The organism is Mycobacterium arosiense ATCC BAA-1401 = DSM 45069 (assembly GCF_002086125.1).
GTDB lineage: Bacteria > Actinomycetota > Actinomycetes > Mycobacteriales > Mycobacteriaceae > Mycobacterium > Mycobacterium arosiense.
On record NZ_MVHG01000043.1, the window covers coordinates 1 to 24,990 of the forward strand.

The following is a 24,990-nucleotide window of genomic DNA, read 5'->3' on the forward strand; positions in this document are numbered from 1 at the left end:
CTCGACCCCGAGATCGACCTGGACGTCGTGGCCGGCAAACCCCGCCCCGGCAACTACGAGTACGCCATCAACAACTCATTCGGCTTCGGCGGACACAACGTGGCCATCGCCTTCGGGCGGTACTGACCCCCGTTTGGTGGGCGAAGCGCGGGGTAAAGCCCCGCTATGGCTTTCGCCGAATATCAAAACGAGCTGTACGACCAGTCGCTGCACGGCAATCAGCCGCAGTATCCGATCAGGTTCGAGGAGCTGGAGGAAAAGGCCTCGGCGGCGATGGCGCCGAAGGTCCTGGGCTATGTGGCCGGCGGCGCCGGTGACGAGCACACCCAGCGCGCCAACTGCGCGGCCTTCAAGCGGTGGGGCCTGTATCCGCGCATGGGGATCGCCCCGGAGCAGCGCGACATGTCCGTCGAGTTGTTCGGCATCAGTTTTCCGTCTCCCATCTTCATGGCGCCCATCGGCGTCATCGGGGTGTGCGACCCCGACGGGCACGGCGACATGCTCTGTGCGCGCGCCTCGGTCCGCACCGGCGTGCCGTTTTTCGTGGGCACACTGTCGGCCGACCCGATGGAAAACCTCGCCGCCGAGCTCGGTGACACCCCGGCGTTTTTCCAGCTGTACACGCCCCCGAACCGCAAAATGGCCGCCAGCCTGGTGCACCGGGCCGAGGCGGCCGGCTTCAAGGGCATCGCCGTCACCCTGGACACCTGGGTCACCGGCTGGCGCCCCCGCGACCTGAGCGGCGGGAACTACCCGCAGGTGCCCAGCGGGTGCCTGGCCAACTACACCAGCGACCCGGTGTTTCGCGCCACCCTGAGCCGGGGCGAAGACGCCACCGAGGCGGCGGTGCGCAAGCTGCCGATCTTCGGTGGGCCGTTCCGGTGGACGGACCTGGAGTGGCTGCGGTCCGAGACCAGCCTGCCGCTGATGGTCAAGGGCATCTGCCATCCCGACGACGTACGCCGCGCCAAAGACATTGGCGTGGACGGCATTTACTGCTCCAACCATGGCGGACGGCAAGCCAACGGCCGGCTGCCCTGCCTGGATTGCCTGCCGGAGGTGGTCGAGGCCGCCGACGGGATGCCGGTGCTGTTCGACTCGGGGGTGCGCGGCGGCGCCGACATCATCACGGCGCTCGCCCTGGGTGCGACCGCCGTGGGGATCGGCCGCCCGTACGCCTACGGGCTGGCCGTCGGTGGTGTCGACGGTATCGTGCACGTCCTGCGGTCGCTGCTGGCCGAAGCGGACCTGATCATGGCCGTTGACGGGTATCCCTCGCTCAAGGACCTCACCCCCGACGCGTTGCGGCGCGTCGAATACGCTCAGTAACAAGGCTATTCGTAACTCCCCTCCACGTACCAGCGCCGCTGGCGATAGCACAGCAGCAGCGCACGCTCGCTCTCCAGCAACACCTGGGCGCGGGCGGTGCGACCGCCCCCTTGACCGGCCACCGGCCGGTCATCCCACCACCGCTCGTCGACCGGCCAGGGCCCGGACCACCAGCACAGCCGCTCGTCCCGGCCATGGGCAACGATGCGTTCGGGGTCGGCGGAGAACAACCCCCGGATGGTCACCCGTATCGGATTCCCTTGGGCGTCAAGTAGTTCCACTGGGTCGTCCAGCAGCACCGCCGGCGACGGCTCGGGCAGCCGGCCGGGCCACGGCAGATCGGGATCGGCCCGCGGCACCGGCTCGTCGCCCAGCGGGATCAGCGTGATGCGCTCGGCCGGGCCGCGCCCGCCGGACAGCACCGGCACCCGCACCGCCTCCGGGCCGAGCAGGCCCTGCACCCGCACCAGCGCCCGGCGGGCCCGCAGCCTGTCCTCTTCACCCAGGCCGCCCCAGAGCGGCAACTGCAGCGCCTCGGCCGAGACCACCTCCACCGCGGCCAGCCGCAACAGCGTCACCGCGGCGGAGGGGCGGGGAGTGCGCGCGGTGCGGCTGCTCAACCACCCGTCGAGCTGCCAGCGCACCCGATCGGCGGTGGCGTCCTCGGTCAGCGGCTCGGCGCACCGCCACACCCGGTGCAGCTCTTCGCCGTTGGCGGTGACGGCGTGGATGGCCAGCCGGGTGCATCCCACGCCGGCGTCCATCAGCGCCTGATGCAGCCTGCCGGCCAGCGAGCGCCCGGCGAACGCCGCGGCATCGACCCGGTCGATCGGCGGATCGCAGTCCAGCACCGCCTCGAGTTCGGCGGGCGGCTCCCGCCCGGAGGGCGGCCGTTCGGGCTCGCCGCGGGCCCACCGGTGCGCGGTCACCCCGTCGGCGCCGAACCTGGAGGCCACGTCGCTGCGCGACAGCGCGGCGAACTGCCCGATGGTGCGAATTCCCATCCGCCACAACAGGTCCGTCAGTTCTTCGCGGCCGGCACCGGACAGGCTCGGTTCGGTGGCAAGTTGGCGGATGGACAGCACCGACAAGAATTTCGCGTCGCCGCCCGGCTCGACGATCCGGCCCGCCCGGGCCGCCAGGACCGCGGTGGACAACCGGTCGGCGATCCCGGCCTGACACTCGGCGCCGGCGGCGGCCACCGCATCGATCAGGCGTTCGGCGGCGGTGGCCTCGGACCCGAAATAGCGGGCCGCCCCGCGCACCGGCAACACCAGGAGGCCGGGCCGCAGCACCTCGGCGCGGGGCCCCAGGTCGTCCACCGCCGCAATCACCGCTTCGAAGAAGCGGGCGTCGCGGTCCGCGTCGGCGGCGGTGACGTGCAGTTGCGGACAGCGGGCCGCCGCCTCCCGGCGCCGCAGCCCCCGCCGCACTCCCGCGGCACGGGCGGCCGGCGAGCAGGCGATCACCCGGTTGGCCAGCGTGACCGCGATCGGGGCGGTCGCGGACAGACCCGCGGCCGTCGCCGCCGCGACCGCGGGCCAATCCATGCACCAGATCGCCAAAACCCTTGAACCAGAAGGGGTTTCCACGGTACTTACCCGGCTCGGGCCGGGGTGGTCACCCGGCGTCCCGCACACGTCCCGCTGACCTGCAGCCGCACCCGGCCGATCCGGCCGAATCCCGGACGGCCCTCGGCGGTGATCTCATACCCACAGACCCGGGCGGCAAGGCGCGTCGGCGCCCCTTGCCAATCACCGCCGGTGACCAGCAGGGTGCAGCCCTTGTTCCGGGCGCGGGCCACCACCGCCCGCGCCCGGGGCGGCGGCACCCGGCACCCGCCCAGCCCCAGGACCACCAGGTCCATGCCGTCGACGAGCACCGCGGCCACCTCCACCGGATCGGTTCCCGGATCCGGTATTACGGCGAGCCGGCTCAGATCCGCCCCCATCTCCGCGGCGGCCAGCAACCCGATGTCCGGCTGGCCCACGATGGCGGCGTTGCCCCCGGCCGCCGTGACGGCGGCCACCACGCTCAGCAACAGCGACCGGGCACCCGAGAACACCGCCACTGTCCCCCGCGGCACCGGCGCGGGCAGCAGGTCGGCCAGCCACGGCGGGAGGGCCAGCTGGGATTCCGAGTCCGGCAGCAGATCGTCGGCGCGTGCGACGGCGCGGCCCGACATTTCCGCCATCCGCCTGCGAAGCGATTCGAGCTGCTCAGCGTGGTTTTCCTGGGGGTGATCGGAGGCGAGAGCCGCAGTCATGACCAGCCTCCCAATCCGCACTTTTTCGAAAGTATGTTCGATCTACTCGGAGTAAACACCCGCTCTCCGACAACCGTCAAGAAACGCAAGAGGCGGCTGATACGTTCGGTGTAGGTGTTGCTGGTGCTTCGTCAGGAATTCGTTTCGGTTACTCGGCCGAATCTGCGCTCGGGGGCGTGACCGCATATCACGACGGCTATGAGCGTCATTCATGGAGACCGCAAATGGGTCGTAGGGTCGGGGCATGGACCTCGACTGGGCCACCCAACTCGCCGCGCATCTGGGAGCCGGTACCGGATTGCTGGAACGTGCGGCCGAGGGCCGACGGCGGCCCTGGAACGGGCCCGTTCACCATCGACTTCGCCTTCCAGACACCGGAACCGGAACCGGTCACCACAATCGCCTGGCGGCTGGCGCACGTAATTGTCGGCGTGTTGGGCATGCGCGCCGCCTCGCACTTCGGCGGCCCGGCCATGTCCTACGACACCTTCCGCTACGCGGGCAGCGCGGACGAGGCGCTGGGCCAGCTCGACCAGGCCTACGAGTCGTGGTCAGGTGGCGTGCGCAAGTTATCTGCGACCGGGCTGAACCGGCCGTGCGGTCCGGCTGAGGGGCCCTTCGCCGACTACCCGCTCGCCGCCCTCGTGCTGCACATCAACCGGGAGGTCATCCACCACGGCGCCGAAATCGCACTGCTGCGCGATTTGTACCTGCGCGAAGCGCTGCGGCGTAGCATCGCGGTGGACCCGAGTCGGTGAGTTGTGTTCAGGGGATAACCAAATGGACCAGTCACGGTTGTGGGAGCTGGAAAATAGCGGGTGGCGGGCATTATGCGAGCAGCGTGGCGCCGAGTTCTACCGTGAGATGCTCACAGATGATGTCCTGATCGTCGTGCCCGGGATACTCATTGATCGGGCGACGTTTCTGGCGAGCGTGGATAGCGAGCCGTGGGCCAACTATCGCATCGAAGATCCTCACGCGGTGGAGCTAACGCCCGACGGTGTCATGCTCACGTACCACGTGACTGCCTCCCGGTCCGAGGGGCAACCTTATACGGCGTGGTTGACCAGCACCTGGGTTCGTCGTGACGATGACTGGAGGATGGCGTTCCACCAACAGACACCAGATCCTTAACCCTCCATCAAGCAAGGCAAGAGGCGGCTTTATGCGATCGGTGCAGTGTGGCTGATGGTGCTCTTTGGCGACCACGCCGTGACGGCAATTTCGACGAAGCCCGCAGCGGACAGAGCCCGCAGCTACTCCCACTCTATGGTGCCGGGGGGTTTGCTGGTGATGTCCAGCACCACGCGGTTGACCTCGGCCACCTCGTTGGTGATCCGGGTCGAGATGCGCTCCAGCACCTCGTAGGGAACCCGCGTCCAGTCGGCGGTCATGGCGTCCTCACTGGACACCGGGCGCAGCACGATCGGGTGTCCGTAGGTGCGGCCATCGCCCTGTACGCCGACCGAACGCACCTCGCCGAGCAGCACCACCGGGCACTGCCAGATCAGCGTGTCCAGGCCGGCCGCGGTGAGTTCCTCGCGGGCGATCGAGTCCGCACGCCGCAGCGTGTCCAACCGGGCAGCGGTGACCTCGCCGACGATCCGGATCCCCAGACCCGGACCCGGAAAGGGTTGGCGCGCAACGATTTGCTCCGGAAGGCCCAGCTCGCGGCCGACCGCACGGACCTCGTCCTTGAACAGCAGCCGCAGCGGCTCCACGAGTTTGAACTTCAGGTCCCCCGGCAGGCCGCCGACGTTGTGGTGGCTCTTGATGTTCGCGGTGCCGGTGCCGCCGCCCGATTCCACCACGTCCGGATACAGCGTGCCCTGCACCAGGAACTCGACCCCAGACCCGTCCCCCGCAAGCGGGAGGTCCCCCCGGTCCCCCACGATGTCCCGTACCGCACCCTCGAAGGCCCGGATGAACTGGCGGCCGATGATCTTGCGCTTGCCTTCGGGATTGGTCACCCCCGCCAGCGCGTCGAGGAAGGTGTCGGCCGCGTCGACGGTGACCAGGTTGGCTCCGGTGGCGGCGACGAAATCGCGCTGCACCTGCGCGCGCTCGCCGGCGCGCAGCAGGCCGTGGTCGACGAAGACACAGGTCAACCGGTCACCGATGGCACGCTGCACCAGCGCGGCGGCCACCGCGGAATCCACCCCGCCCGACAGCCCGCAGATCGCCCGGCCGTCACCGATCTGTACGCGCACCTGCTCGATCAGCACCTCGGCGATGTTGGCGGCCGTCCAGTCCGCGCCGACCCCGGCGAAGTCGTGCAGGAATCGGCTGAGCACCTGCTGCCCGTGCGGGCTGTGCATGACCTCCGGGTGGTACTGCACGCCGGCCAGGCGGCGGGCCCGGTTTTCGAAGCCGGCCACCGAAGCGCCCGAGCTGCTGGCCACCACCTCGAACCCGTCCGGTGCGGCGGTGACCGCGTCACCGTGGCTCATCCACACGGGCTGCACATTCGGTAGCCCCGAATGCAGTTCGCCGCCAAGGACTTTCAGTTCGGTACGACCGTATTCGCTGGTGCCGGTGTGGGCGACGGTGCCGCCCAGCGCCTGCGCCATCGCCTGAAACCCATAACAGATGCCGAACACCGGCACCCCGAGATCGAACAGGGCCGGGTCGATCTGGGGTGCGCCGTCGGCGTAGACACTGGACGGCCCGCCGGAGAGCACCAGCGCCAGCGGGTCGCGGGCCTTGATGTCCTCGACCGTGGCGGTGTGCGGGATGACCTCGGAGAACACCCGCGCCTCGCGGACGCGACGGGCGATCAACTGCGCGTACTGCGCGCCGAAGTCCACGACCAGCACCGGTCGAGCCGGCGCTCCGGACACCTCGGAGATCTCGAGTTCAGGGCTTTCAGTGGGGTCGGCCACGCACGCGAGTCTAGTGGTCATCGTCCGACTCCCCGGACGGCTGGCGACACGCGTGGCGGGCATGGTGGAGTGGGTATCGATTAACCAGCCCCCGACACCAGAGAGGACCGCCGGTGAGCTCAGCGCTGGGTCTGCCAGAGAAAGTGCGTGCCTGCCTGTTCGACCTCGACGGCGTGCTCACCGACACCGCCAGTGTGCACACCAAAGCCTGGAAGGCCATGTTCGACGCCTATCTGAAGGATCGGGCCAACCGCACCGGTGACAAATTCGTCCCCTTCGACGAGGCGGCCGATTACCGCGAATACGTCGACGGCAAGAAGCGCGAGGACGGCGTCCGCTCGTTCTTGGAGAGCCGCAACATTCACCTGCCCGACGGCAGCCCGGACGACGCGGGAGACGCCGAGACGATCTACGGCCTGGGCAACCGAAAGAACGACATGTTTCAGAAGGTTCTGAAGGAGGACGGCGTCAAGGTGTTCGACGGGTCCCGCCGCTATCTCGAGGCGGTGTCGGCCGCGGGGCTGGGAATCGCCGTGGTGTCGTCGAGCGCTAACACCCGCGACGTCCTGGAGGTCACCGGCCTGGACCGGTTCGTGCAGAAGAGGGTGGACGGCATCACCCTGCGCGACGAACACATCGCCGGCAAGCCCGCCCCCGACTCGTACCTTCGCGGAGCGCAGCTGCTCGACGTCGACGCCGCAGCGGCGGCGGTGTTCGAAGACGCATTGTCCGGCGTGGCCGCCGGCCGGGCCGGTAACTTCGGGTTTGTGGTGGGCGTCGATCGAGTGGGCCAGGCCGAGGACTTGCGCCGTCACGGCGCCGACGTGGTGGTCACCGACCTCGCCGAGCTACTGGGCTCATGATCACCGACGAAGCCTTCCCCGTTGAGCCCTGGCACGTCCGCGAAACCCGGCTCGACCTGAACCTGCTGGCACAATCCGAATCCCTGTTCACCCTGTCCAACGGGCACATCGGGCTGCGCGGCAACCTCGACGAGGGCGAGCCGTACGGCCTGCCCGGCACCTACCTGAACTCCTTTTACGAGAAGCGGCCGCTGCCCTACGCCGAGGCTGGCTACGGCTACCCGGAAGCCGGCCAGACGCTCATCGACGTCACCAACGGCAAGATCATCCGGCTGCTGGTCGAGGACGAGCCGTTCGATGTCCGCTATGGCGAATTGATTTCCCACGAACGGGTGCTGGACCTGCGCGCCGGAACGATGACCCGCAGTGCGCTCTGGTGCTCGCCCGCCGGCAAGCAGGTCAAGGTGGTGTCCACCCGGCTGGTGTCACTGGCCCAGCGCGGCCTCGCCGCCATCGAGTACTGCGTGGAAGCCGTCGACGAGTTCGTCCGGGTGACGGTGCAGTCCGAACTGGTCACCAACGAGGACCAGCCGGAAACCTCCGGCGACCCGCGGGTTTCGGCCATCCTGGAGAGCCCGCTCGAAGAGGTCGAGCACGAATACACCGACACCGGAGCGGTTCTCATGCACCGGACGCGCAACAGCGCGCTGATGATGGCCGCCGGCATGGACCACGAGGTCGACGTTCCCGGACGCGTCGAGGTCAGCACCGACGCGCGTGCCGATCTGGCCCGGACCACGGTGATCTGCGGTCTGCGCGCGGGACAGAAGCTGCGCATCGTCAAATACGTGGCGTACGGCTGGTCGAGCATGCGCTCGCGTCCCGCGCTGCGCGACCAGGTGGCCGCGGCGCTGCACAGTGGCCGCTACAGCGGGTGGCAGGGGCTGCTGGATTCCCAGCACAAATACCTTGATAACTTCTGGGATTGCGCCGACGTCGAGGTCGAGGGCGACCCGGAATCCCAGCAGGCCGTGCGATTCGGGCTCTTCCACCTGCTGCAGGCCAGCGCCCGCGCCGAACGCCGCGCGATCGCCGCCAAGGGGTTGACCGGTACCGGCTACGACGGCCACGCCTTTTGGGACACCGAGGGGTATGTGTTGCCGGTGCTGACCTACACCGCGCCGCACGCGGTCGCCGACGCGCTGCGCTGGCGGGCCTCCACCCTGGACCTGGCCCGGGAGCGGGCGGCGGAACTGGGATTGCGGGGGGCTGCGTTCCCCTGGCGGACCATCCGCGGGCAAGAATGCTCGGCCTACTGGCCGGCCGGCACCGCGGCCTTCCACATCAACGCCGACATCGCGATGGCCTTCGAGCGCTACCGCATCGTCACCGGGGACGACGACCTGGAAGCCGATTGCGGGCTGGAGGTGCTGGTCGAGACCGCCCGGCTGTGGCTCTCACTCGGCCATCACGACCGGCACGGTGTCTGGCACCTCGACGGCGTCACCGGCCCCGACGAGTACACGGCGGTCGTGCGCGACAACGTCTTCACCAACCTGATGGCCGCGCACAATCTGCGCGTCGCCGCCGACGCCTGCAACCGCCACCCCGACGCGGCCAAGGCGCTGGGGGTCACCCACGAGGAGACGGCGGCGTGGCGCGATGCGGCCGCCGCCGCCAACATTCCCTACGACGACGGGCTGGGCGTCCATCAGCAGTGCGAAGGATTCACCACCTTTGCGGAGTGGGACTTCAAGGAAAACCACGCCTACCCTTTGTTGCTGCACGACCCGTACGTGCGCCTGTACCCCGCGCAGGTGATCAAGCAGGCCGACCTGGTGCTGGCGATGCATTGGCAGAGCCACGCCTTCACGCCGGAGCAGAAGGCGCGCAACGTCGACTACTACGAGCGGCGCATGGTGCGCGACTCGTCGCTGTCGGCGTGCACCCAGGCGGTGATGTGCGCCGAGGTCGGGCATCTGGAATTGGCACACGACTACGCCTACGAGGCCGCCCTGATCGACCTGCGCGATCTGCACCACAACACCCGCGACGGCCTGCACATGGCCTCGTTGGCCGGCGCGTGGACGGCGCTGGTGTCCGGCTTTGGCGGCCTGCGCGACGACGAGGGCATCCTGTCGCTGGATCCTCAACTGCCCGATGGCATTTCGCGGCTACGGTTCCGGCTGCGCTGGCGAGATTTCCGGGTCACGGTCGATGTCAACCACGCCGTTGTCACCTACACGCTGCGTGACGGGCCCGGCGGCGAGCTGACCATCCGGCACGCCGGCGAGGACATCGAGCTGAGCACCGAATCCGCGACGACCGTCGAGCTGCGTCCGCGCAAACCTCTACTGTCGCCACCGCGCCAACCGCCGGGGCGCGAACCGCTGCACCGCCGAGCCTTGATCGCGGAATCCGTTCTGGATCATTGAGGGTCGGCGGGCGCCAGGATCCGTTGCACCTCGGCGCCGGCCGACTCGCGTATCTCGTCGTCGGTCAGGTCTTCGATCCCGGTGGCGGCGCGAAGGATCGGCGCGAACAGCCGCCAACCGAATTGCAGGGCAAGGGCATTGGCGACAGCGAGCCGGGCCTTGACCTCGTCGTCGTAAAGGGGCAGCACGCCGTCGAGCAGCGTCGCGATGTTGGGAAAGCGTTGCTGTAGCCGGCCGGCCGGGTAGCCGTCGAGCACGGTGCGCGCCATCACCCGCATCTGCCGATCCAGGGAACCCTCCAGCACCGCCGCGGGCGCGTCGGTGCCGAGCAGGGCGCTCAGGTTGGCGCCCAGGTGATCGAGCACAGCGCCGACCAATTGCTCCTTGGTGCCGAAGTGGCGGAACACCAGTCCGTGGTTGACGTTGGAGCGTGCGGCGATATCGCGGATGGACGTCGCGGCCGGACCGCGCTCGGCGAACAGGTCGGTGGCGGCTTCAAGGATCGCCGCGGCCACCTCCGCGCGCCCGGTGGGCGCTTTCCGGCGGCCTGTTGCGGATTTTGTAGTCACATGACTACACTACCAACTGTAGTCAGTCGACTACGCCCGTTTTGACGAAGGAACACGGAAATGACAGGTCAGATCACCGTCACCAAGCTGGGCAGTCGGATCGGCGCCCGGGTGGACGGGGTTCGCCTCGGCGGCGACCTCGACCAGGACGCGGTCGAGACGATCCACCGGGCACTGTTGGCCCACAAGGTGATCTTCTTCCGCCACCAGCACCACCTCGACGACTCCGAGCAGCTCGCGTTCGCCGGTCTGCTGGGCACGCCGATCGGCCACCCGGCCGCTTCGGCCCTGGCCGCCAAGCACCTCCCGGTGATCACCCCGATCGACTCCGAGTACGGCAAGGCGAACCGCTGGCACACCGACGTGACGTTCGCCGCCAACTATCCGTCGGCGTCGATCCTGCGTGCGGTCAAGCTGCCGACCTACGGCGGCTCGACGCTGTGGGCCTCGACCGTGGCGGCCTATCAGCAGCTGCCCGAGCCGCTCAAGCACCTGGTGGAAAATCTCTGGGCGCTGCACACCAACCGCCACGACTACGTGAGCGCCGAAGCGCTGAGCGAGGGCCAGCGGGCGTTTCGGCAGGCGTTCGAAAAGCCGGACTTCCGCACCGAGCATCCCGTGGTGCGGGTGCACCCCGAGACCGGCGAACGCGCCCTGCTGGCCGGTGATTTCGTGCGCGGCTTCGTCGGCCTGGACAGCCACGAGTCAACCGCCCTACTGGAACTGCTGCAGCGGCGAATCACCGTGCCGGAGAACACCATTCGCTGGAACTGGGCGCTCGGCGACGTCGCCATGTGGGACAACCGCGCCACGCAGCACCGGGCGATCGACGACTATGACGACCAGCCCCGGCTGATGCACCGCGTCACCCTGATGGGCGACGTGCCGGTCAACGTGCGCGGGGAGCGCAGCCGGGTGGTCAGCGGCGCGCCGCTCGAGGTGCTGGCGAGCTGACCGGATCGATCGGCAGCCAGCGCAGCGCACCCGGCGCGTCGGCCGGCACCGCGGGCGCCTTCGGCGCGATCGGCTCCAGCCGCCGATACGGCTCGCCCTGCGACGGGCGCTGGTCGTCCTCGCCGTTGTTCGGCCACAACGAGGCGGCCCGCTCGGCCTGGGCGGTGATGGACAACGAGGGGTTGACGCCCAGGTTCGCCGAGATGGCCGCGCCATCCACCACGAACAGCGTCGGGTAGCCGTAGACCCGGTGGTACGGGTCGATGACCCCGCGCTCGGCATTGTCGCCGATCACCGCGCCGCCGAGGAAGTGCGCGGTCAGCGGGATGTTGAACAGCTCGCCCCAGGTGCCCCCGGCCACGCCGTCGATCTTGTCCGCGATGCGGCGGGTGACCCTGTTGCCCACCGGGATCCAGGTCGGGTTGGGCTCGCCGTGGCCCTGCTTGCTGGTGTACCAACGGATGCCCAGCTTGCCGCGCTTGGTGTAGGTGGTGATCGAGTTGTCCAGGTGCTGCATCACCAGCGCGATCAGCGTGCGCTCGCTCCACTGATGCACGTTGAGCAAGCGCATCATGCGGCGCGGATCCTCCCGGGCCTGGTTCAACAGCTGCCTCCAGCGCGGCACGTCGGTGCCTTCCGGGCCGTGGCCGTCGGTCATCAACGTCTGCAGCAACCCCATGGCGTTGGAGCCCTTGCCGTAGCGGACCGGCTCGATGTGCGTGTCCGAGGTCGGGTGGATCGACGACGTGATCGCCACCCCGTGCGTCAGATCGAGGCCCGGGTCGAGCTCGAGCTTGCCGGCGCCGACGATGGACTCGGAGTTGGTGCGGGTCAGCACCCCCAACCGCTTCGACAGCCGGGGCAGCCGGCCCTCGTCGCGCATCTTGAACAACAGGTGCTGGGTCCCCCACGTCCCCGCGGCCAGGACCACGTGCTTGGCGGTGTAGGTGCGCCGGTCGCGGCGCAGCCAACTGCCGGTGCGTACCGTGCGAACCTCCCACAGGCCGTCGGGACGCTGTTCGAAGCGCTTCACGGTGGTCATCGGAATCACTTGTGCGCCAGACGATTCCGCGAGCGCGAGATAGTTCTTCAGCAGGGTGTTCTTGGCGCCGTAGCGACAGCCGGTCATGCAGGCTCCGCACTCCAGGCAGCCGGTGCGCTCCGGTCCGACGCCGCCGAAGTACGGGTCCGGCACCGTCTTGCCCGGGGCCTTGGTGCCGTCGGGACCGAAGAACACCCCGACCGGGGTCGGCACGAACGTGTCCCCGCAGCCCATCTCGTCGGCGACCTCTTTGACGATGCGGTCCGCGTCGGTGAACGTCGGGTTCTCCACCACGCCCAGCATCCGGCGCGCCTGGTCGTAGTGCGGCATCAGCTCGTCGCGCCAGTCGGTGATGTGCGACCACTGCTGGTCTTTGAAGAACGGCTCGGGCGGCACGTACAGGGTGTTGGCGTAGTTCAGCGAACCGCCGCCCACGCCGGCGCCGGCCAGGATCAGCACGTTCTTGAGTGGGTGGATCCGCTGGATGCCGTAGCAGCCCAGCCCCGGCGCCCACAAAAACTTACGCAGATCCCAGGACGTCTCGGCGAAATCCTCATCGGCGTACCGGCGTCCGGCCTCCAGTACACCGACGCGGTAGTTCTTCTCGGTCAGCCGCAACGCGCTGACGCTGCCCCCGAAACCCGAACCGATGATCAGGACGTCGTAATCCGGCTTCATCGCACCAGTATGGCCTTACCCGCGGGTAACAAGCCAACGGCCCTCGTGAGGCTAGCTACCGACGGTCAGGCCGACCTTCTGGAACTCCTTGAGGTCGCAATAGCCGGCCTTGGCCATCGACCGGCGCAGGCCGCCGACCAGGTTGAGGCTGCCGAACGGATCGTCGGACGGCCCGCTCAGCACCCGCTGCAGCGGCGGGCGTTCACCGACGGCGATCTGCAGCAGGGCGCCGCGCGGCAACGACGGGTGCGCCGCGGCGGCCGGCCAGAACCAGCCCTCGCCCAGCGCCTCGGCCGCCTCGGCGAGCGGCGTGCCCAGCACCACCGCGTCGGCTCCGCAGGCGATGGCCTTCGCCAGATCACCGGAGGTGTGGATGTCGCCGTCGGCCAGCACGTGCACGTAGCGACCGCCGGTCTCGTCGAGGTATTCGCGCCGCGCGGCGGCGGCGTCGGCGATCGCGGTGGCCATCGGCACGCTGATGCCCAGCACCTCGTCGCTGGTGGTCACTCCCCTGGTGGCGCCGTAGCCGACGATGACGCCGGCGGCGCCGGTGCGCATCAGGTGCAGCGCGGTGCGGTGGTCCTGCACGCCGCCGGCGACCACCGGCACGTCGAGCTCGGAGATGAAGGTCTTGAGGTTCAGCGGTTCCCCGTCGTTGGCCACCCGCTCGGCCGAGACGATGGTGCCCTGGATGACCAGCAGGTCGATGCCCGCGGCCACCAGCACCGGGGTCAGCGCCTGGGCGTTCTGCGGGCTGACCCGCACGGCGGTGGTGACCCCGGCCTCCCGGATCCGGGCGACCGCGGAGCCCAGCAGGTCCGGGTCCAGCGGCGCGGCGTGGAATTCCTGCAGCAACCGGATGGCCGCCGAGGGCTCGGGCTCCTTGCTGGCCGCCTCGACCAGCTGGGCGATCTTGGCCTCGACGTCGGCGTGCCGACCGATCAGTCCCTCGCCGTTGAGCACGCCCAGGCCGCCGAGGCGGCCCAGCTCGATCGCGAACTCCGGCGACACCAGCGCGTCGGTCGGATGCGCCAGCACCGGGATCTCGAACCGGTAGGCGTCCAGCTGCCAGGCCGTCGACACGTCCTGCGACGACCGGGTGCGCCTGGAGGCCACGATGCTGACTTCGCTCAGTTCATAGCTGCGACGGGCGACGCGGCCCATCCCGATCTCGACCATCTTCGGCCTCAGCGCGCGTAGTAGTTGGGGGCTTCGACCGTCATGGCGACGTCGTGCGGGTGGCTCTCTCGCAGCCCGGCCGCCGTGATCCGGACGAACTGCGCCTGTTGCAGCGCCTCGATGCTCGGCGAGCCGGTGTAGCCCATCGCGGCGCGCAGGCCGCCCGTCAGCTGGTGGATCACCGAGGACAGCGGGCCGCGGAAGGGCACCCGGCCCTCGATGCCCTCCGGCACGAGTTTGTCTTCGCTCAAAGCGTCGTCGGCGAAGTAGCGGTCCTTGGAGTACGACTTCCCGCCGCCCGACCCGCGGCCGGCCATGGCGCCCAGCGACCCCATCCCGCGGTAGCTCTTGAACTGCTTGCCATTGACGAAGATCAACTCGCCGGGGGCCTCGGCGGTGCCGGCCAGCAACGAGCCCAGCATGGCCGTCGACGCGCCGGCGGCCAGCGCCTTGGCGATGTCGCCGGAGTACTGCAGGCCGCCGTCGGCGATCACCGGCACGCCCGCCGGGCCGCAGGCCGCGACCGCCTCCAGGATCGCCGTGATCTGTGGTGCGCCGACGCCGGCCACCACCCGGGTGGTGCAGATCGATCCCGGTCCCACGCCCACCTTCACCGCGTCGGCGCCGGCGGCGACCAGGGCCGTGGCCGCCGCGCGGGTGGCGACGTTGCCTCCGATCACCTCGACCTTCTCGCCCACCTCGGCCTTGAGCTTGCCGACCATGTCGAGCACCAGCCGGTTGTGCGCGTGCGCGGTGTCCACGATCAGCACGTCCACCCCGGCGTCGACCAGCATCATCGCGCGGACCCAGGCGTCGCCGCCGACCCCGACGGCCGCCCCCACCAGCAACCTGCCATCGCGGTCCTTGGTGGCCAGCGGGTGTTGTTCGGTCTTGACGAAGTCCTTGACGGTGATCAGCCCCGTCAGCCGGCCGTGACCGTCGACGATGGGCAGCTTCTCGATCTTGTGGCGGCGCAACAGCCCGAGCGCCGCGTCGGCGGACACCCCCTCCTGCGCGGTGATCAGCGGCGCCTTGGTCATCACCTCGGCCACCTTTTTGGTCTGGTCGACCTCAAACCGCATGTCGCGGTTGGTGATGATGCCCACCAGGGCGCCCGACTCGTCGACCACCGGCAGGCCGGAGATGCGGAACCGCGCGCACATCGCGTCGACCTGGGCCAGGGTGTTGTCCGGACGGCAGGTGACCGGGTCGGTGACCATGCCGGCCTCCGAGCGTTTGACCATCTCGACCTGCCCGGCCTGCTCGGCGACCGGCAGGTTGCGGTGCAGCACTCCCATGCCGCCGGCCCGGGCCATCGCGATGGCCATCCGCGACTCGGTGACCGTATCCATCGCCGAGCTCACCAGCGGCACCTTGAGCCTGATCTTCTTGGTCAGCTGGCTGGAAGTGTCCGCGGTGGCGGGCACCACGTCCGAGGCCGCGGGCAGCAACAAGACGTCGTCGAACGTCAGCCCGAGCATGGCGACCTTGTGCGGATTGTCGCCCCCGGTGGGCACCGGGTCGTCGACTAGGCCACCCACCCGCACATATGAACTGCCGACGAGGTCAGAGCTGTCCTCCAGGTGGGACATGCCACGGGTCATCTCTTGCGCCCTCCATACGATGCGGCGTGAGAAACCCATCCTATCGGCTTGCCTGGCCCTGTCGTCCGCTTGCTCGGGCGCGCCGCGCGCGCCAAACGGCGTGATCGAACCATCCGGCATGGCGGGTGGCTGCCTGCTGGCGTTATCCGGGGCGGGCTGCGTAGGCTAGAGGCGTGCGCGACCACCTCCCACCGGGTTTGCCGCCCGACCCCTTCGCCGACGACCCCTGTGATCCGTCGGCGGCATTGGAAGCCGTCGAGCCAGGCCAGCCCCTGGATGCCCAAGAGCGAATGGCGGTCGAGGCCGACCTCGCCGATCTGGCCGTGTACGAAGCGCTGCTGGCGCACAAGGGGATTCGCGGGCTGGTGGTCTGCTGCGACGAATGTCAGCAGGATCACTACCACGACTGGGACATGCTGCGGGCCAACCTGCTGCAGCTGCTGATCGACGGCACCGTGCGTCCGCACGAGCCCGCCTATGACCCCGAACCGGACGCCTACGTCACGTGGGATTACTGCCGCGGGTACGCCGACGCGTCGCTCAACGAAGCGACGTCGGACGCCGACGGTTTTCACCGCCGGCACTGATTCAGCGGCTCACTGATTCGGAATCAGCGGCGCCACCGGCGGTGGCGTCTGGCCGTGATGGTGATGATGCTTACCGACTGACGGACTCGTCGACACGCTCGGCGCGCCGGCCGGCGGGTTGAGCGGTGCGGGCGGCGCCGCGGGGATCGCGGAAGCCGGCCCGGCCGGCGCGGCCGGGGGCGAGGCGACCGGGAGCGTGGCGTTCGGATCACGCGCTTCGACCTTGGCGTTCAACAGCTTCAGCTGGCTGGTCAGCTCTTGTTTGCTGGCCGGGTCGTCGATCGACTGCACCAGGCTGCTCACCTCGGTCAGCTGGTTTTTGGCCCGCTCCCACTCGCCGCGATCGATCGATTCCTGCACCTTCGCCAGGTCGGCCTTGGCGGCCAGCATCTCCTGCTTTTCCTGGACCTGCGGCTGATCGAAGAACATCGCGTGCAGCCCATACAGGGCTCCGCCGGGCCGGGCCTCGACCACCATGGCGCCGAAGCCACTGAGCACCATCAGCGCCGCGGCCACCGTTCCGACGACGGCCAGGCCGCGGTGACCGCGCCGACGTTCGGCCAGCCCGGTGCGCAACGCGTTGACGGCCTCTTCCGGCGTCACCAGCGCGCTGGCCGGCGGCCACCTCAGGTTGTCGCGCCAGTCCTCGAGCAGCGTGGTGAGCACGCCGACCTCGGGGTCCTCGACGTCGACCGGCCGACGCTGGGCGAGCGCATCGAGCAGCAGGTCGGTGCGGGCGAATTCATCCAGGGGCTCAGGCACAGTCACCTGCCGCGATCATCTCGGACTTCAGCCGCGACAGCGCGCGGTGCTGGGCAACCCGGACGGCCCCGGTGGTGCTGCCCACGGCGGCCGCCGTCTCCTCGGCGGACAGGCCGACGACGACGCGCAGGATCAGGATCTCGCGCTGCTTGGCGGGCAGGATTTCGAGCAATTCGCTCATCCGGCTCACCGAATCCGCTTCGATCGCAAGCTGTTCGGGTCCCGCATCACTCGACCAGCGATCGGGGATCGATTCGGTGGGATAGGCGAGATCGCGTCCCGCGGCCCGGTGCGCATCGGCGACCTTGTGGGCCGCGATGCCGTACAGGAAGGCCAGGAATGGGCGCCCGCGATCGCGATAACGCGGCAGCGCCGTGATAGTCGCCAAGCACACCTCCTGTGCCACGTCATCCGCTGACAGACCACCCCGATCGACCGTGCCGACACGCGCTCGGCAATATCGCACGACGATCGGACGGATGGTCTCCAGCACCTCCCTCAATGCGTTGTGGTCTCCGGTGACGGCCTTGGCGACCACAGCGTCGAGACGTTCCCCTGCTGGAATTGTCATCGACGGTGATATCTCCAACGTTACGAAGCGGACACATCGCGGGCCAACCGGGCTAACTAACGCAATGACAATAACGGTCGGGAGGCCGTTTTAGGCGGAACGCCACGTCCCACCGGCGCGCCGCACCTGGCCTGCGCAGACATCGCGGATTTCGTGCAGCCGATGTGCCGCAAATGTGACACTTCCGATGTCAATCAGCAAGCAAGTCAGCGCCCAACGAAGAGGCAGCAGCCCTAACGGGCCCGTGGTCGCCAGCGCGGCGTCCGCGACGGCGCGGGCGCGCTCGAGGTTGCCCGCGCAGCACAGCGCGGCGGCCAGTACCACTTCGCTTTTGACCCGGTGGCGCGGCGATCCGACGGTCATGGCCGCCGCGAGCTCCACGCCTTCGCCGGCGTGACGGACTGCGGCGTCGCCGTCGCCGCGGGCCATCGCCAGTTCGGCGGCCACCCATCGCCGGCGCACCGGCAGCCGATCGGGCATCGCGGAATTCGGCGACGCGAGCAGCGGATCGGTGCGCGCCAACAGTGTCGCCGCGGCCGCGAATCGCCCGACGCCCAACGCGTCGGCGGCCAGCCCGATGAGGGCGTCGGCGCACGCCTCGGGGTCGCCGCCGGCCAGCGCCAGGGCGCGTCCGTCCCAGCCCCGCGCCACGCTGTGCCAACCGAGCTGACGCAGGAAAGACCCCTGCGTGCTCATGGCCAACGACGCCAGCCGCCCGGTCGCCGCGGTGCGCCGCAACGCCGCGAGGTCGCGGTAGGCGGCGCCGTAGCGCCCCTGGCCCCCGGCCGCCACGGCGCGTAGCCACAATTGGTCCGGCGTCGTCGCCGACGGCAGCGGCCAATCGGCCGGGCGGTCGCCGAAGGCGGCGTCGGCCAGCCGCCGCCCAATCAAGGAAGTGTGACGAGTTTCAATCACAATGATGTAGTAAACAGTTTGTGGTCTTCATGTTACCGAATCGTTAAGCACCATAGCCCTTGGAAAAATTTGCCTTATCCCCTTCCCGCGCGCTGAGCTGGGCAATCTCGTTTCGGCCAACTGCCTGGTAGCACGGCATGAGTTTGGCAATTTCAATCGAGATGAACGCAACGTTAATTCTGCTCCAACGGGCACATACTTTGTCGGGCTAAGTGGCTATTGACGGAAATTCGCCGTCGCCCCTAACGTCTACGCATGACGGGTAGTCATCGGTGACCCCACTCCACTTAATTTAAGTTGCACCCAACCGCTTTCACGAACCTGACCTCGAGCGGGCGGTGCAGAGAGGGAACGAGCCAATGCCACAGCCGGAGCAACTACCTGGACCCAACGCCGACGTGTGGAATTGGCAACTGCAGGGCTTATGCCGCGGCGTTGACTCGTCGGTGTTCTTCCACCCCGACGGTGAGCGTGGCCGGGCCCGCATGCAGCGCGAGCAACGCGCGAAAGAGATGTGCCGGCAGTGCCCGGTGATCCAAGAGTGCCGGTCGCACGCCCTCGAGGTCGGTGAGCCCTACGGGGTTTGGGGTGGGCTGTCCGAGTCCGAGCGCGACCTGTTGCTCAAGGGAGACATCGGCCGCGGGCGCACCATTCGCCGATCGGCCTAGTCGCCCATCCCCCGGGGTGCGCAAACCCACCGAGTAGGCCGTTTCGCCGCGAGCGAAGGCGGGTAGGCACCGCAAATGAAAAAGGCCGCGCGCTTTGCGGTCGCGGCGCTCACCGCGACCGTGGTGCCGCTGGCCGCATGCTCGAACCAGCAAGGCAGCCAGCCCAATACGTCACCGCTGACCAGCTCGACCCCTGGAGCCGAGCGGCTGACCACCCAGCTGAAGACCGCCGACGGTAGTCCGGTCGCCAATGCCACCTTCGAATTCGCCAACGGCTATGCGACGGTGACCGTGGAAGCCGGACCCAACCACGTGCTCAGCCCCGGTTTCCACGGGCTGCAGATTCATGCGGTGGGCAAGTGCGAGGCCAATTCGGGGGCGCCCAACGGCGGCTCGAGCGGTGACTTCGACTCCGCCGGTGGCGTTTACCAGGCGGCCGATCACACGAGTTATCCCGCCAGCGGTGATCTCACCGCGTTGCAGGTGCGTTCCGACGGCTCGGCGAAACTGGTCACCACCAGCAGCGCGTTTACCTCCGCCGACCTGAGAAACAGCGCGGGCACCGCGCTGATCATCCACCAGACCGCGGACAATCTGGGCAGCACCGCCCCCACGGGCGAATCGGGCAAGCGGCTGGCGTGCGGTGTGATCGCGGCGTCGTCGGCCACCACGACCTCGTCGACCACCAGCGTCACGACCAGCACCACCACCACCGTCGTGCCGCCCGCGTCCACCAGCACGAGCACCAGCACCGTCACGGTCACCAGCAGCCCGACCCTGACGTCGACACCCACCACGACCGTGACGACGCCGCCCACCTATCCGCCCGGGCGCTGACTCCGGCCACCACGAAAGTTTCGCACCGCTTACCCGATGGCGGGTCCGGCCATGGCCGCAATCGCCCGAGAACGACCATTCGAGGCCGCGCCCGGCCGCAGGCCCCTACTGTGCTGACCTGCAGACGCTGTTGTTCACGCTCGGGCTGGTGCTGTTCCTGCTCGGGCTGTTGACCGGGTTCGCCGTGCCGGCGTTGAAGAACCCGCGCATGGCGCTGTCGAGCCACCTCGAGGCCATCCTCAACGGCATGTTTCTGGTGCTGCTCGGTCTGCTCTGGCCGCACATCCACTTGCCCGACGCCTGGGGCATCACGGCGGTGGCACTGGTCGTCTACGCCGCCTACGCGAACTGGGTGGCGACGCTGCTCGCATCGGCATGGGGCGCCGGGCGCAAACTCGCGCCCATCGCGGCGGCCGGCCACGAGGCCTCGGCGGCAAAAGAGGCGTTTGTCAACTTCCTGTTGGTCTCCCTCGCGCTGTGCATCGTGGTAGGCGTCGTCATCATCATCGTCGGGCTCTGACAGCGACCCGCGCGCCTAGACCGGGTGGGCGTCGGGGGTGCGGACATGCTCGGGACGGAAACCGCGCCCGACGAAGATCGCCGGAATCGCTTGCAGCGGGCCGACACCCACGATTTTGGGAACGCGGATCGAGGACAGGTCACCGCTCAAATTGGGCGCGATCGCCCTGTCCTGTATGAACACCTGAGCGGCCTGGATGATCCGGGTGGGTAGCTCGCGCCGCCGCTGCACTTTTGCGAGGTCTTCGTCGGTCACCCGGCCTTCGCGCAGCGGGGCGCACAGGACGTTGGCCGCGGCCACCGCGTCGGCCACAGCGAGGTTAATGCCGACCCCACCGGCCGGCGACATGGCATGCGCGGCATCGCCGATGCACAGCAGCCCCGTTCGCCACCACGTCTCGAGCCGGTCCACCCGCACGTCGAGTTCGCTGGTGTCGTCCCACGAAGTCAGGTCGTTGACGTGCTCGCGCAGCCGCGGTTGCGCGGTTGCGATCCGCTCCTTGAACGCCTCCAGGGATCCTTCCCGCGGATTTGATCCTTTCGGCACCAGATAGGCGATCTGCCAGTAATCGCCCCGGTAGATCATGGCCATCATCAGGCCCTTGCGAAGCACCGCGAACAGTTCCTGGGGGTCGCCCGGGCGCCATTTCAACCGGAACCACAGGACATCCATCGGCGAATGTGCCGCGGCGGTCCGAAGCCCCGCCGCAGCGCGCACCGCGGACTTGCGTCCATCCGCTGCGATCACCAGCTTGGCGCGCACCTCGAGGTCCGGCGTGCGCACCCCAGCCACCCGGTCGCCCTCGACGATCACGTCGGTGACCTCAGCATTGCGAACCAACGTGAATTCGGGGTAGGCAGAAGCCTTTTCGGCGAGGAAGTCGAGAAAGTCCCACTGCGGCATCATGGCGATATAGGGCTGGGTGAAGCCCAGCCGCTTAAGCACCTTGAAGTTGCCGAAGGTGCGAATGGAGCCGTCGGTGTCGAAGGCGACCCGGTCGATCTTGGTGTGTGGTAGCCGCAGGAACTCATCGATGAACCCCAGCTCGTCCATAATCCGCAGGGTGGTCGGATGCACGGTGTCGCCGCGGAAGTCGCGCAGGAAGTCGTTGTGCTTCTCCAAGACGACGACCCGGATTCCGGCACGGGCGAGCAGCAGAGCATGAACGATGCCGGCGGGGCCTCCGCCGGCAACACACACCTGCGTCTGCATAACCTGCGTCATGGGCGGGACTCCTCGCGGGGTGTCAACTACGATTGCAGACTACGACATCGACACCGCCCGCCACCTTTCCGCCGACGCGTTTGTGCGTGCCGTGGCGACGCAGCTTCAGGCGGGGGCTGCGGGGGCGTGGGGCCGATGCCGAAGACCTGCACCTCGACCGACTTTCCCTTCAGGGCGTGAAACCCTGTGTCGGTCAATCCGATTGGCCGGACACGCAGCGCGTCGACGGTTTGTTGGGTGAGCAAAATCGCGTCCCCGGTGGACTTGGTGAGCTGTTCGACGCGGGCGGCGACGTTGACGGCGGCGCCGATCAGGGTGAACTCCAGCTTGCCGCCGCCGATGGTTCCGGCGATCACCTTGCCGGTGTTGATGCCGATGCCGATGCGAAGCTCACCCTCGAATCGCTGCGCCACGCGGCGGTGAATCGACACAACGGTGTCCACCGCCGCATCGGCATGGTCGGGGAGATCGTTGGGGGCACCGAAGACGGCCAGCGCGCCGTCACCGAGGAACTTGTTGACGTGCCCGCCCGCCTCGACAACGGCCGGCACCACGATTTCGAACAGGGTGTTGAGTCAGGCCACCGTGTCCTCGGCTGTGTTGGCCTCGGCGAACGGGGTGAAATCGCGGACGTCGACGAACATCACCGACACCTCGCGACGCTCGCCGGTGAACACGTCGTCGCCCTGCTGCAGCCAGGGCAGGGTCGACGTAGGTGCCGAACGCGCTTTGAAGTCGTTGCCGCTCAGCCAATCCCGCCTGCATGCGATTGAACGACGCCGCCAGCGCGCCGAGGTCGTCGTCCTGCACCACGGGCACCCGCCGCGAGTAGTCTCCGGCCTCAACGCGTCTAGTGCCTTCGGCAAGATGCCGAATCGGCTTCAGGGACGGCCCGAACACACTGACGACGGTCATCGGCACGGCGAAGCCCCAGGTCAACAGGCAGCCGATGCCCACCCACAGCAGGGGGAATTGCCGGCCCCGATCGAACTCAGCTGCGACCATCGCGCCCGCCATGGAAAACCCGAACGCGACCGAGAGTATGGACAAGTTGGACCATGCGGCGAATGTGGGGCGCGAGCGGGGCAGGGAGTCGCCGACCCGCTGTCGCCAGCGATGGCGGCCCGTAATGGGCGCATCGGCCCTTCCGGCACGCTGTGCACGCCGATCAGGTGTGAACCGGCCCCGACAGCAGCACCTAGGACCGCGTATTGGAACATGGCGACGGCGGCGGCCGCCCCCGCTTCGAGGTAGTGGTCCGATTTCTCGAAAGCCGCGATGGCACACGACAAGAAGAGGTAGATCGGGAACGGCACCACGACGGAGACCCCGCAAATCACCCACGAGTACCGCGCGCCGAACCGGTCCCACGCCCACTGCACGAAGCGGTCCACGGCGCGAGAGTAAACGGATTCGAACGGCCTAACCCACGAAAACGAAACACCCCCAGCCATCAGGCCGGGGGTGTTTCTTCGGCACTACCTAGTGGTGGTGATGACCGTGGCCGTGGTCGTCGGATTCCTCGGCCGGCTTGTCGACGACCACCGTCTCGGTGGTCAGCACCATCCGGGCCACCGACGCGGCGTTGAGCACCGCCGAACGGGTGACCTTGACCGGGTCGATGACGCCGTCGGCGATCAGGTCGCCGTACGTCAGCTTGTCCGCGTTCAGCCCCTGCCCGCCGGGCAGCTCGGCCACCTTGTGCACCGCGACCGCGCCGTCGAGCCCGGCGTTGGTGGCGATCCAGTACAGCGGCGCCCCCAGCGCCTCGGAGAAGACGTCGACGCCCAGCGCCTGGTCGCCGCTCAGGGACCCGCGCAGTGTCTTTAGCGCCCTGCGCGTCTGCAGCAGCGCCGAGCCGCCGCCCGCGACGATGCCTTCCTCGACAGCCGCTTTCGCGGCCGCGACGGCATCCTCGACGCTTTCCTTGCGTTCCTTGAGCGCGGTCTCGGTGGCCGCTCCCACCTGGATGACGGCCACCCCGCCGGCCAGCTTGGCGAGCCGCTCCTGCAGCTTCTCGCGGTCCCAGTCGGAGTCGCTCGCCTCGATCTCGGCGCGCAGCTGCTTGATGCGGTTGGCCACCGCATCCTTGGTGCCACCGCCGTCGACGATGATGGTGTCGTCCTTGCTGACCACCACGCGGCGGGCCGAGCCCAGCACGTCCGTGCCAACCTCGCGCAACAACAGCCCCGCGTCGGGGTTGATCACCTGGCCGCCGGTCACGATCGCCAGATCCTCCAGGAACGCCTTGCGGCGGTCGCCGAAGAACGGCGCCTTGACCGCGACGGCTTTCAGCGTCTTGCGGATGGAGTTGACGACCAGGGTGGCCAGCGCCTCGCCCTCGATGTCCTCGGCGATGATCAACAGCGGCTTGCCGGATTCGGCGACCTTCTCCAGCATGGGCAGCAGGTCGGGCAGCGAGCTGATCTTGTCCTGGTGCAACAGGATCACCGGGTCGTCGAGCACGGCCTGCTGGGAATCGAAGTCGGTGACGAAATACGCCGACAGGAAGCCCTTGTCGAAGCCGACGCCCTCGGTGAACTCGAGCTCGGTGCTCAGCGTCGAGGACTCTTCGACGCTGACCACACCGTCGGTGCCGACCTTGGTCATCGCCTCGCCGACGAGCTCACCCAGCAGCTGGTCGCGCGACGACACGGTCGCCACCTGCGCGATCGCGTCCTTGCCGGAGACCGGGGTGGCCGCGGCCAGCAGCGCCTCGGACACCGCGTCGGCGGCCTTGCCGATCCCCACCCCGAGCTCGATCGGATTCGCGCCGGCCGCGACCAGCCGCAGGCCGCCCTTGACCAGCGCCTGCGCCAGCACGGTCGCCGTCGTGGTGCCGTCGCCGGCGACGTCGTTGGTCTTGGTGGCCACCGACTTCACCAGCTGGGCGCCCAGGTTCTCGAACGGGTCTTCCAGGTCGATCTCACGCGCGACGGTCACGCCGTCGTTGGTGACCGTCGGGCCACCGAATGCCTTGGCCAGCACCACATGTCGGCCGCGCGGCCCGAGCGTCACCCGTACCGCGTCGGCGAGCGTGTTCACGCCCGCCTCGATGGCGCGACGCGCGGTCTCGTCGTACTCAATGATCTTGCTCATCAGGCTCCTTTCGCCGGGCTTCCCGGGCTCAAACGCATGCCGCCCCGGAAATCACCCGCGCGGACG

Annotated in this window: 23 protein-coding genes and 1 pseudogene; 11 read left to right on the plus strand and 13 right to left on the minus strand. The window is 68.6% G+C overall.

Features of this window, described 5'->3' with window-relative positions:
* Positions 1-126 (plus strand): hypothetical protein (locus BST14_RS31030; RefSeq protein WP_245845448.1); only part of this gene is annotated, 126 nt, incomplete at its 5' end.
* A 39-nt stretch (positions 127-165) separates the two neighbouring features.
* A complete protein-coding gene (locus BST14_RS16620) occupies positions 166-1,329 on the plus strand; it encodes an alpha-hydroxy-acid oxidizing protein (RefSeq protein ID WP_083065439.1) in 1,164 nt (387 codons plus the stop codon).
* A 5-nt stretch (positions 1,330-1,334) separates the two neighbouring features.
* On the opposite strand, the gene BST14_RS16625 is transcribed toward BST14_RS16620, so the two are convergent.
* Positions 1,335-2,879, minus strand: a complete 1,545-nt coding sequence (locus tag BST14_RS16625; RefSeq protein WP_083065440.1) for a DNA polymerase Y family protein — start codon at positions 2,877-2,879, stop codon at positions 1,335-1,337.
* A 47-nt stretch (positions 2,880-2,926) separates the two neighbouring features.
* On the minus strand, positions 2,927-3,595 hold the full coding sequence (gene imuA', locus BST14_RS16630) for a DnaE2-dependent mutagenesis accessory factor ImuA' (protein ID WP_083065441.1): 669 nt from the start codon (positions 3,593-3,595) through the stop codon (positions 2,927-2,929).
* A 224-nt stretch (positions 3,596-3,819) separates the two neighbouring features.
* Between imuA' and BST14_RS16635 the strand changes: the two genes are divergently transcribed.
* Both BST14_RS16635 and BST14_RS16640 read left to right on the plus strand, forming a co-directional pair.
* Positions 3,820-4,353: a DinB family protein gene (locus BST14_RS16635; protein ID WP_083065442.1), complete on the plus strand. Its 534-nt coding sequence runs from the start codon at positions 3,820-3,822 to the stop codon at positions 4,351-4,353.
* A 22-nt stretch (positions 4,354-4,375) separates the two neighbouring features.
* Complete coding sequence (locus tag BST14_RS16640; protein WP_083065443.1) at positions 4,376-4,729, plus strand: nuclear transport factor 2 family protein; 354 nt, start codon at positions 4,376-4,378, stop codon at positions 4,727-4,729.
* A gap of 122 nt (positions 4,730-4,851) precedes the next feature.
* On the opposite strand, the gene guaA is transcribed toward BST14_RS16640, so the two are convergent.
* A complete protein-coding gene (gene guaA / locus BST14_RS16645; protein ID WP_438502175.1) occupies positions 4,852-6,444 on the minus strand; it encodes a glutamine-hydrolyzing GMP synthase in 1,593 nt (530 codons plus the stop codon).
* 146 nt (positions 6,445-6,590) lie between these two features.
* Here guaA and BST14_RS16650 point away from each other — a divergent pair, with 146 nt between their 5' ends.
* Both BST14_RS16650 and BST14_RS16655 read left to right on the plus strand, forming a co-directional pair.
* Positions 6,591-7,340, plus strand: a complete 750-nt coding sequence (locus BST14_RS16650) for a beta-phosphoglucomutase family hydrolase (RefSeq protein WP_083065444.1) — start codon at positions 6,591-6,593, stop codon at positions 7,338-7,340.
* The gene (locus BST14_RS16655) at positions 7,337-9,715 is read left to right on the plus strand and encodes a glycoside hydrolase family 65 protein (protein ID WP_083065445.1); all 2,379 of its coding nucleotides are present in this window, start codon (positions 7,337-7,339) and stop codon (positions 9,713-9,715) included. The genes BST14_RS16650 and BST14_RS16655 overlap by 4 nt, the downstream gene beginning before the upstream one ends.
* On the opposite strand, the gene BST14_RS16660 is transcribed toward BST14_RS16655, so the two are convergent.
* A complete protein-coding gene (locus tag BST14_RS16660) occupies positions 9,709-10,284 on the minus strand; it encodes a TetR/AcrR family transcriptional regulator (protein ID WP_142279437.1) in 576 nt (191 codons plus the stop codon). The two genes, BST14_RS16655 and BST14_RS16660, sit on opposite strands and share 7 nt — an antisense overlap.
* 60 nt (positions 10,285-10,344) lie before the next feature.
* Here BST14_RS16660 and BST14_RS16665 point away from each other — a divergent pair, with 60 nt between their 5' ends.
* Positions 10,345-11,238, plus strand: coding sequence for a TauD/TfdA dioxygenase family protein (locus BST14_RS16665; RefSeq protein ID WP_083065447.1), 894 nt, complete (start codon positions 10,345-10,347; stop codon positions 11,236-11,238).
* Here BST14_RS16665 and BST14_RS16670 read toward each other — a convergent pair.
* Genes BST14_RS16670 through guaB form a run of 3 tightly spaced genes read right to left on the minus strand, consistent with a single transcriptional unit; the run spans position 11,204 to position 15,741 of the window.
* Complete coding sequence (locus BST14_RS16670) at positions 11,204-12,958, minus strand: GMC family oxidoreductase N-terminal domain-containing protein (RefSeq protein WP_083065448.1); 1,755 nt, start codon at positions 12,956-12,958, stop codon at positions 11,204-11,206. The genes BST14_RS16665 and BST14_RS16670 overlap by 35 nt on opposite strands.
* Before the next feature lie 51 nt (positions 12,959-13,009).
* The gene (locus tag BST14_RS16675; RefSeq protein WP_083065449.1) at positions 13,010-14,137 is read right to left on the minus strand and encodes a GuaB3 family IMP dehydrogenase-related protein; all 1,128 of its coding nucleotides are present in this window, start codon (positions 14,135-14,137) and stop codon (positions 13,010-13,012) included.
* Positions 14,138-14,145: 8 nt separating this feature from the next.
* Complete coding sequence (gene guaB / locus BST14_RS16680; protein WP_083065450.1) at positions 14,146-15,741, minus strand: IMP dehydrogenase; 1,596 nt, start codon at positions 15,739-15,741, stop codon at positions 14,146-14,148.
* Positions 15,742-15,914: 173 nt separating this feature from the next.
* On the opposite strand from guaB, the gene BST14_RS16685 reads away from it, so the two are divergent.
* Positions 15,915-16,328 (plus strand): DUF5319 domain-containing protein, encoded by a 414-nt coding sequence (locus BST14_RS16685; RefSeq protein ID WP_083065451.1) that lies wholly within the window; start codon positions 15,915-15,917, stop codon positions 16,326-16,328.
* Between the two features lie 9 nt (positions 16,329-16,337).
* Here BST14_RS16685 and BST14_RS16690 read toward each other — a convergent pair whose 3' ends face one another.
* The 3 genes from BST14_RS16690 to BST14_RS16700 all read right to left on the minus strand — a co-directional run bounded on the left by BST14_RS16690 (position 16,338) and on the right by BST14_RS16700 (position 18,576).
* Positions 16,338-17,096, minus strand: a complete 759-nt coding sequence (locus BST14_RS16690) for an anti-sigma-D factor RsdA (protein WP_211280738.1) — start codon at positions 17,094-17,096, stop codon at positions 16,338-16,340.
* Entirely contained in the window at positions 17,083-17,661 is a 579-nt protein-coding gene (locus BST14_RS16695; protein ID WP_083065453.1) for a sigma-70 family RNA polymerase sigma factor, read from the minus strand. The genes BST14_RS16690 and BST14_RS16695 overlap by 14 nt, the downstream gene beginning before the upstream one ends.
* A 90-nt stretch (positions 17,662-17,751) precedes the next feature.
* On the minus strand, positions 17,752-18,576 hold the full coding sequence (locus BST14_RS16700) for a hypothetical protein (RefSeq protein ID WP_211280739.1): 825 nt from the start codon (positions 18,574-18,576) through the stop codon (positions 17,752-17,754).
* 359 nt (positions 18,577-18,935) lie between these two features.
* Here BST14_RS16700 and BST14_RS16705 point away from each other — a divergent pair, with 359 nt between their 5' ends.
* The 3 genes from BST14_RS16705 (at position 18,936) to BST14_RS16715 (ending at position 20,601) form a co-directional block, all read left to right on the plus strand.
* Positions 18,936-19,244 carry a WhiB family transcriptional regulator gene (locus BST14_RS16705; protein ID WP_083065454.1) on the plus strand — a complete coding sequence of 103 codons (309 nt, stop codon included), beginning with the start codon at positions 18,936-18,938 and terminating at the stop codon, positions 19,242-19,244.
* Between the two features lie 75 nt (positions 19,245-19,319).
* Complete coding sequence (locus BST14_RS16710) at positions 19,320-20,081, plus strand: superoxide dismutase family protein (RefSeq protein ID WP_083065455.1); 762 nt, start codon at positions 19,320-19,322, stop codon at positions 20,079-20,081.
* Positions 20,082-20,199: 118 nt separating this feature from the next.
* Positions 20,200-20,601, plus strand: coding sequence for a styrene oxide isomerase (locus tag BST14_RS16715; RefSeq protein WP_083065456.1), 402 nt, complete (start codon positions 20,200-20,202; stop codon positions 20,599-20,601).
* A 15-nt stretch (positions 20,602-20,616) separates the two neighbouring features.
* Here BST14_RS16715 and BST14_RS16720 read toward each other — a convergent pair whose 3' ends face one another.
* From BST14_RS16720 to groL, 3 genes and pseudogenes are all read right to left on the minus strand, one after another.
* A complete protein-coding gene (locus BST14_RS16720) occupies positions 20,617-21,825 on the minus strand; it encodes an FAD-dependent oxidoreductase (protein ID WP_083065457.1) in 1,209 nt (402 codons plus the stop codon).
* 128 nt (positions 21,826-21,953) lie between these two features.
* Positions 21,954-23,219: pseudogene (locus BST14_RS16725) on the minus strand (adenylate/guanylate cyclase domain-containing protein); the annotation flags it as partial.
* An 88-nt stretch (positions 23,220-23,307) separates the two neighbouring features.
* Positions 23,308-24,924 (minus strand): chaperonin GroEL, encoded by a 1,617-nt coding sequence (groL, locus tag BST14_RS16730; protein ID WP_083065458.1) that lies wholly within the window; start codon positions 24,922-24,924, stop codon positions 23,308-23,310.
* Positions 24,925-24,990 lie beyond the last annotated feature (66 nt).

Coding starts and splice junctions, on each gene's coding strand:
- BST14_RS16720 (WP_083065457.1), bottom strand. CDS start 21,825: ATGACGCAGGTTATGCAGACGCAGGTGTGTGTTGCCGGCGGAGGCCCC.
- BST14_RS16620 (WP_083065439.1), top strand. CDS start 166: ATGGCTTTCGCCGAATATCAAAACGAGCTGTACGACCAGTCGCTGCAC.
- BST14_RS16710 (WP_083065455.1), top strand. CDS start 19,320: ATGAAAAAGGCCGCGCGCTTTGCGGTCGCGGCGCTCACCGCGACCGTG.
- imuA' (WP_083065441.1), bottom strand. CDS start 3,595: ATGACTGCGGCTCTCGCCTCCGATCACCCCCAGGAAAACCACGCTGAG.
- groL (WP_083065458.1), bottom strand. CDS start 24,924: ATGAGCAAGATCATTGAGTACGACGAGACCGCGCGTCGCGCCATCGAG.
- BST14_RS16665 (WP_083065447.1), top strand. CDS start 10,345: ATGACAGGTCAGATCACCGTCACCAAGCTGGGCAGTCGGATCGGCGCC.
- BST14_RS16695 (WP_083065453.1), bottom strand. CDS start 17,661: ATGACAATTCCAGCAGGGGAACGTCTCGACGCTGTGGTCGCCAAGGCC.
- BST14_RS16675 (WP_083065449.1), bottom strand. CDS start 14,137: ATGGTCGAGATCGGGATGGGCCGCGTCGCCCGTCGCAGCTATGAACTG.
- BST14_RS16655 (WP_083065445.1), top strand. CDS start 7,337: ATGATCACCGACGAAGCCTTCCCCGTTGAGCCCTGGCACGTCCGCGAA.
- guaB (WP_083065450.1), bottom strand. CDS start 15,741: ATGACCCGTGGCATGTCCCACCTGGAGGACAGCTCTGACCTCGTCGGC.
- BST14_RS16670 (WP_083065448.1), bottom strand. CDS start 12,958: ATGAAGCCGGATTACGACGTCCTGATCATCGGTTCGGGTTTCGGGGGC.
- BST14_RS16635 (WP_083065442.1), top strand. CDS start 3,820: ATGGGTCGTAGGGTCGGGGCATGGACCTCGACTGGGCCACCCAACTCG.
- BST14_RS16705 (WP_083065454.1), top strand. CDS start 18,936: ATGCCACAGCCGGAGCAACTACCTGGACCCAACGCCGACGTGTGGAAT.
- BST14_RS16625 (WP_083065440.1), bottom strand. CDS start 2,879: ATGGATTGGCCCGCGGTCGCGGCGGCGACGGCCGCGGGTCTGTCCGCG.
- BST14_RS16640 (WP_083065443.1), top strand. CDS start 4,376: ATGGACCAGTCACGGTTGTGGGAGCTGGAAAATAGCGGGTGGCGGGCA.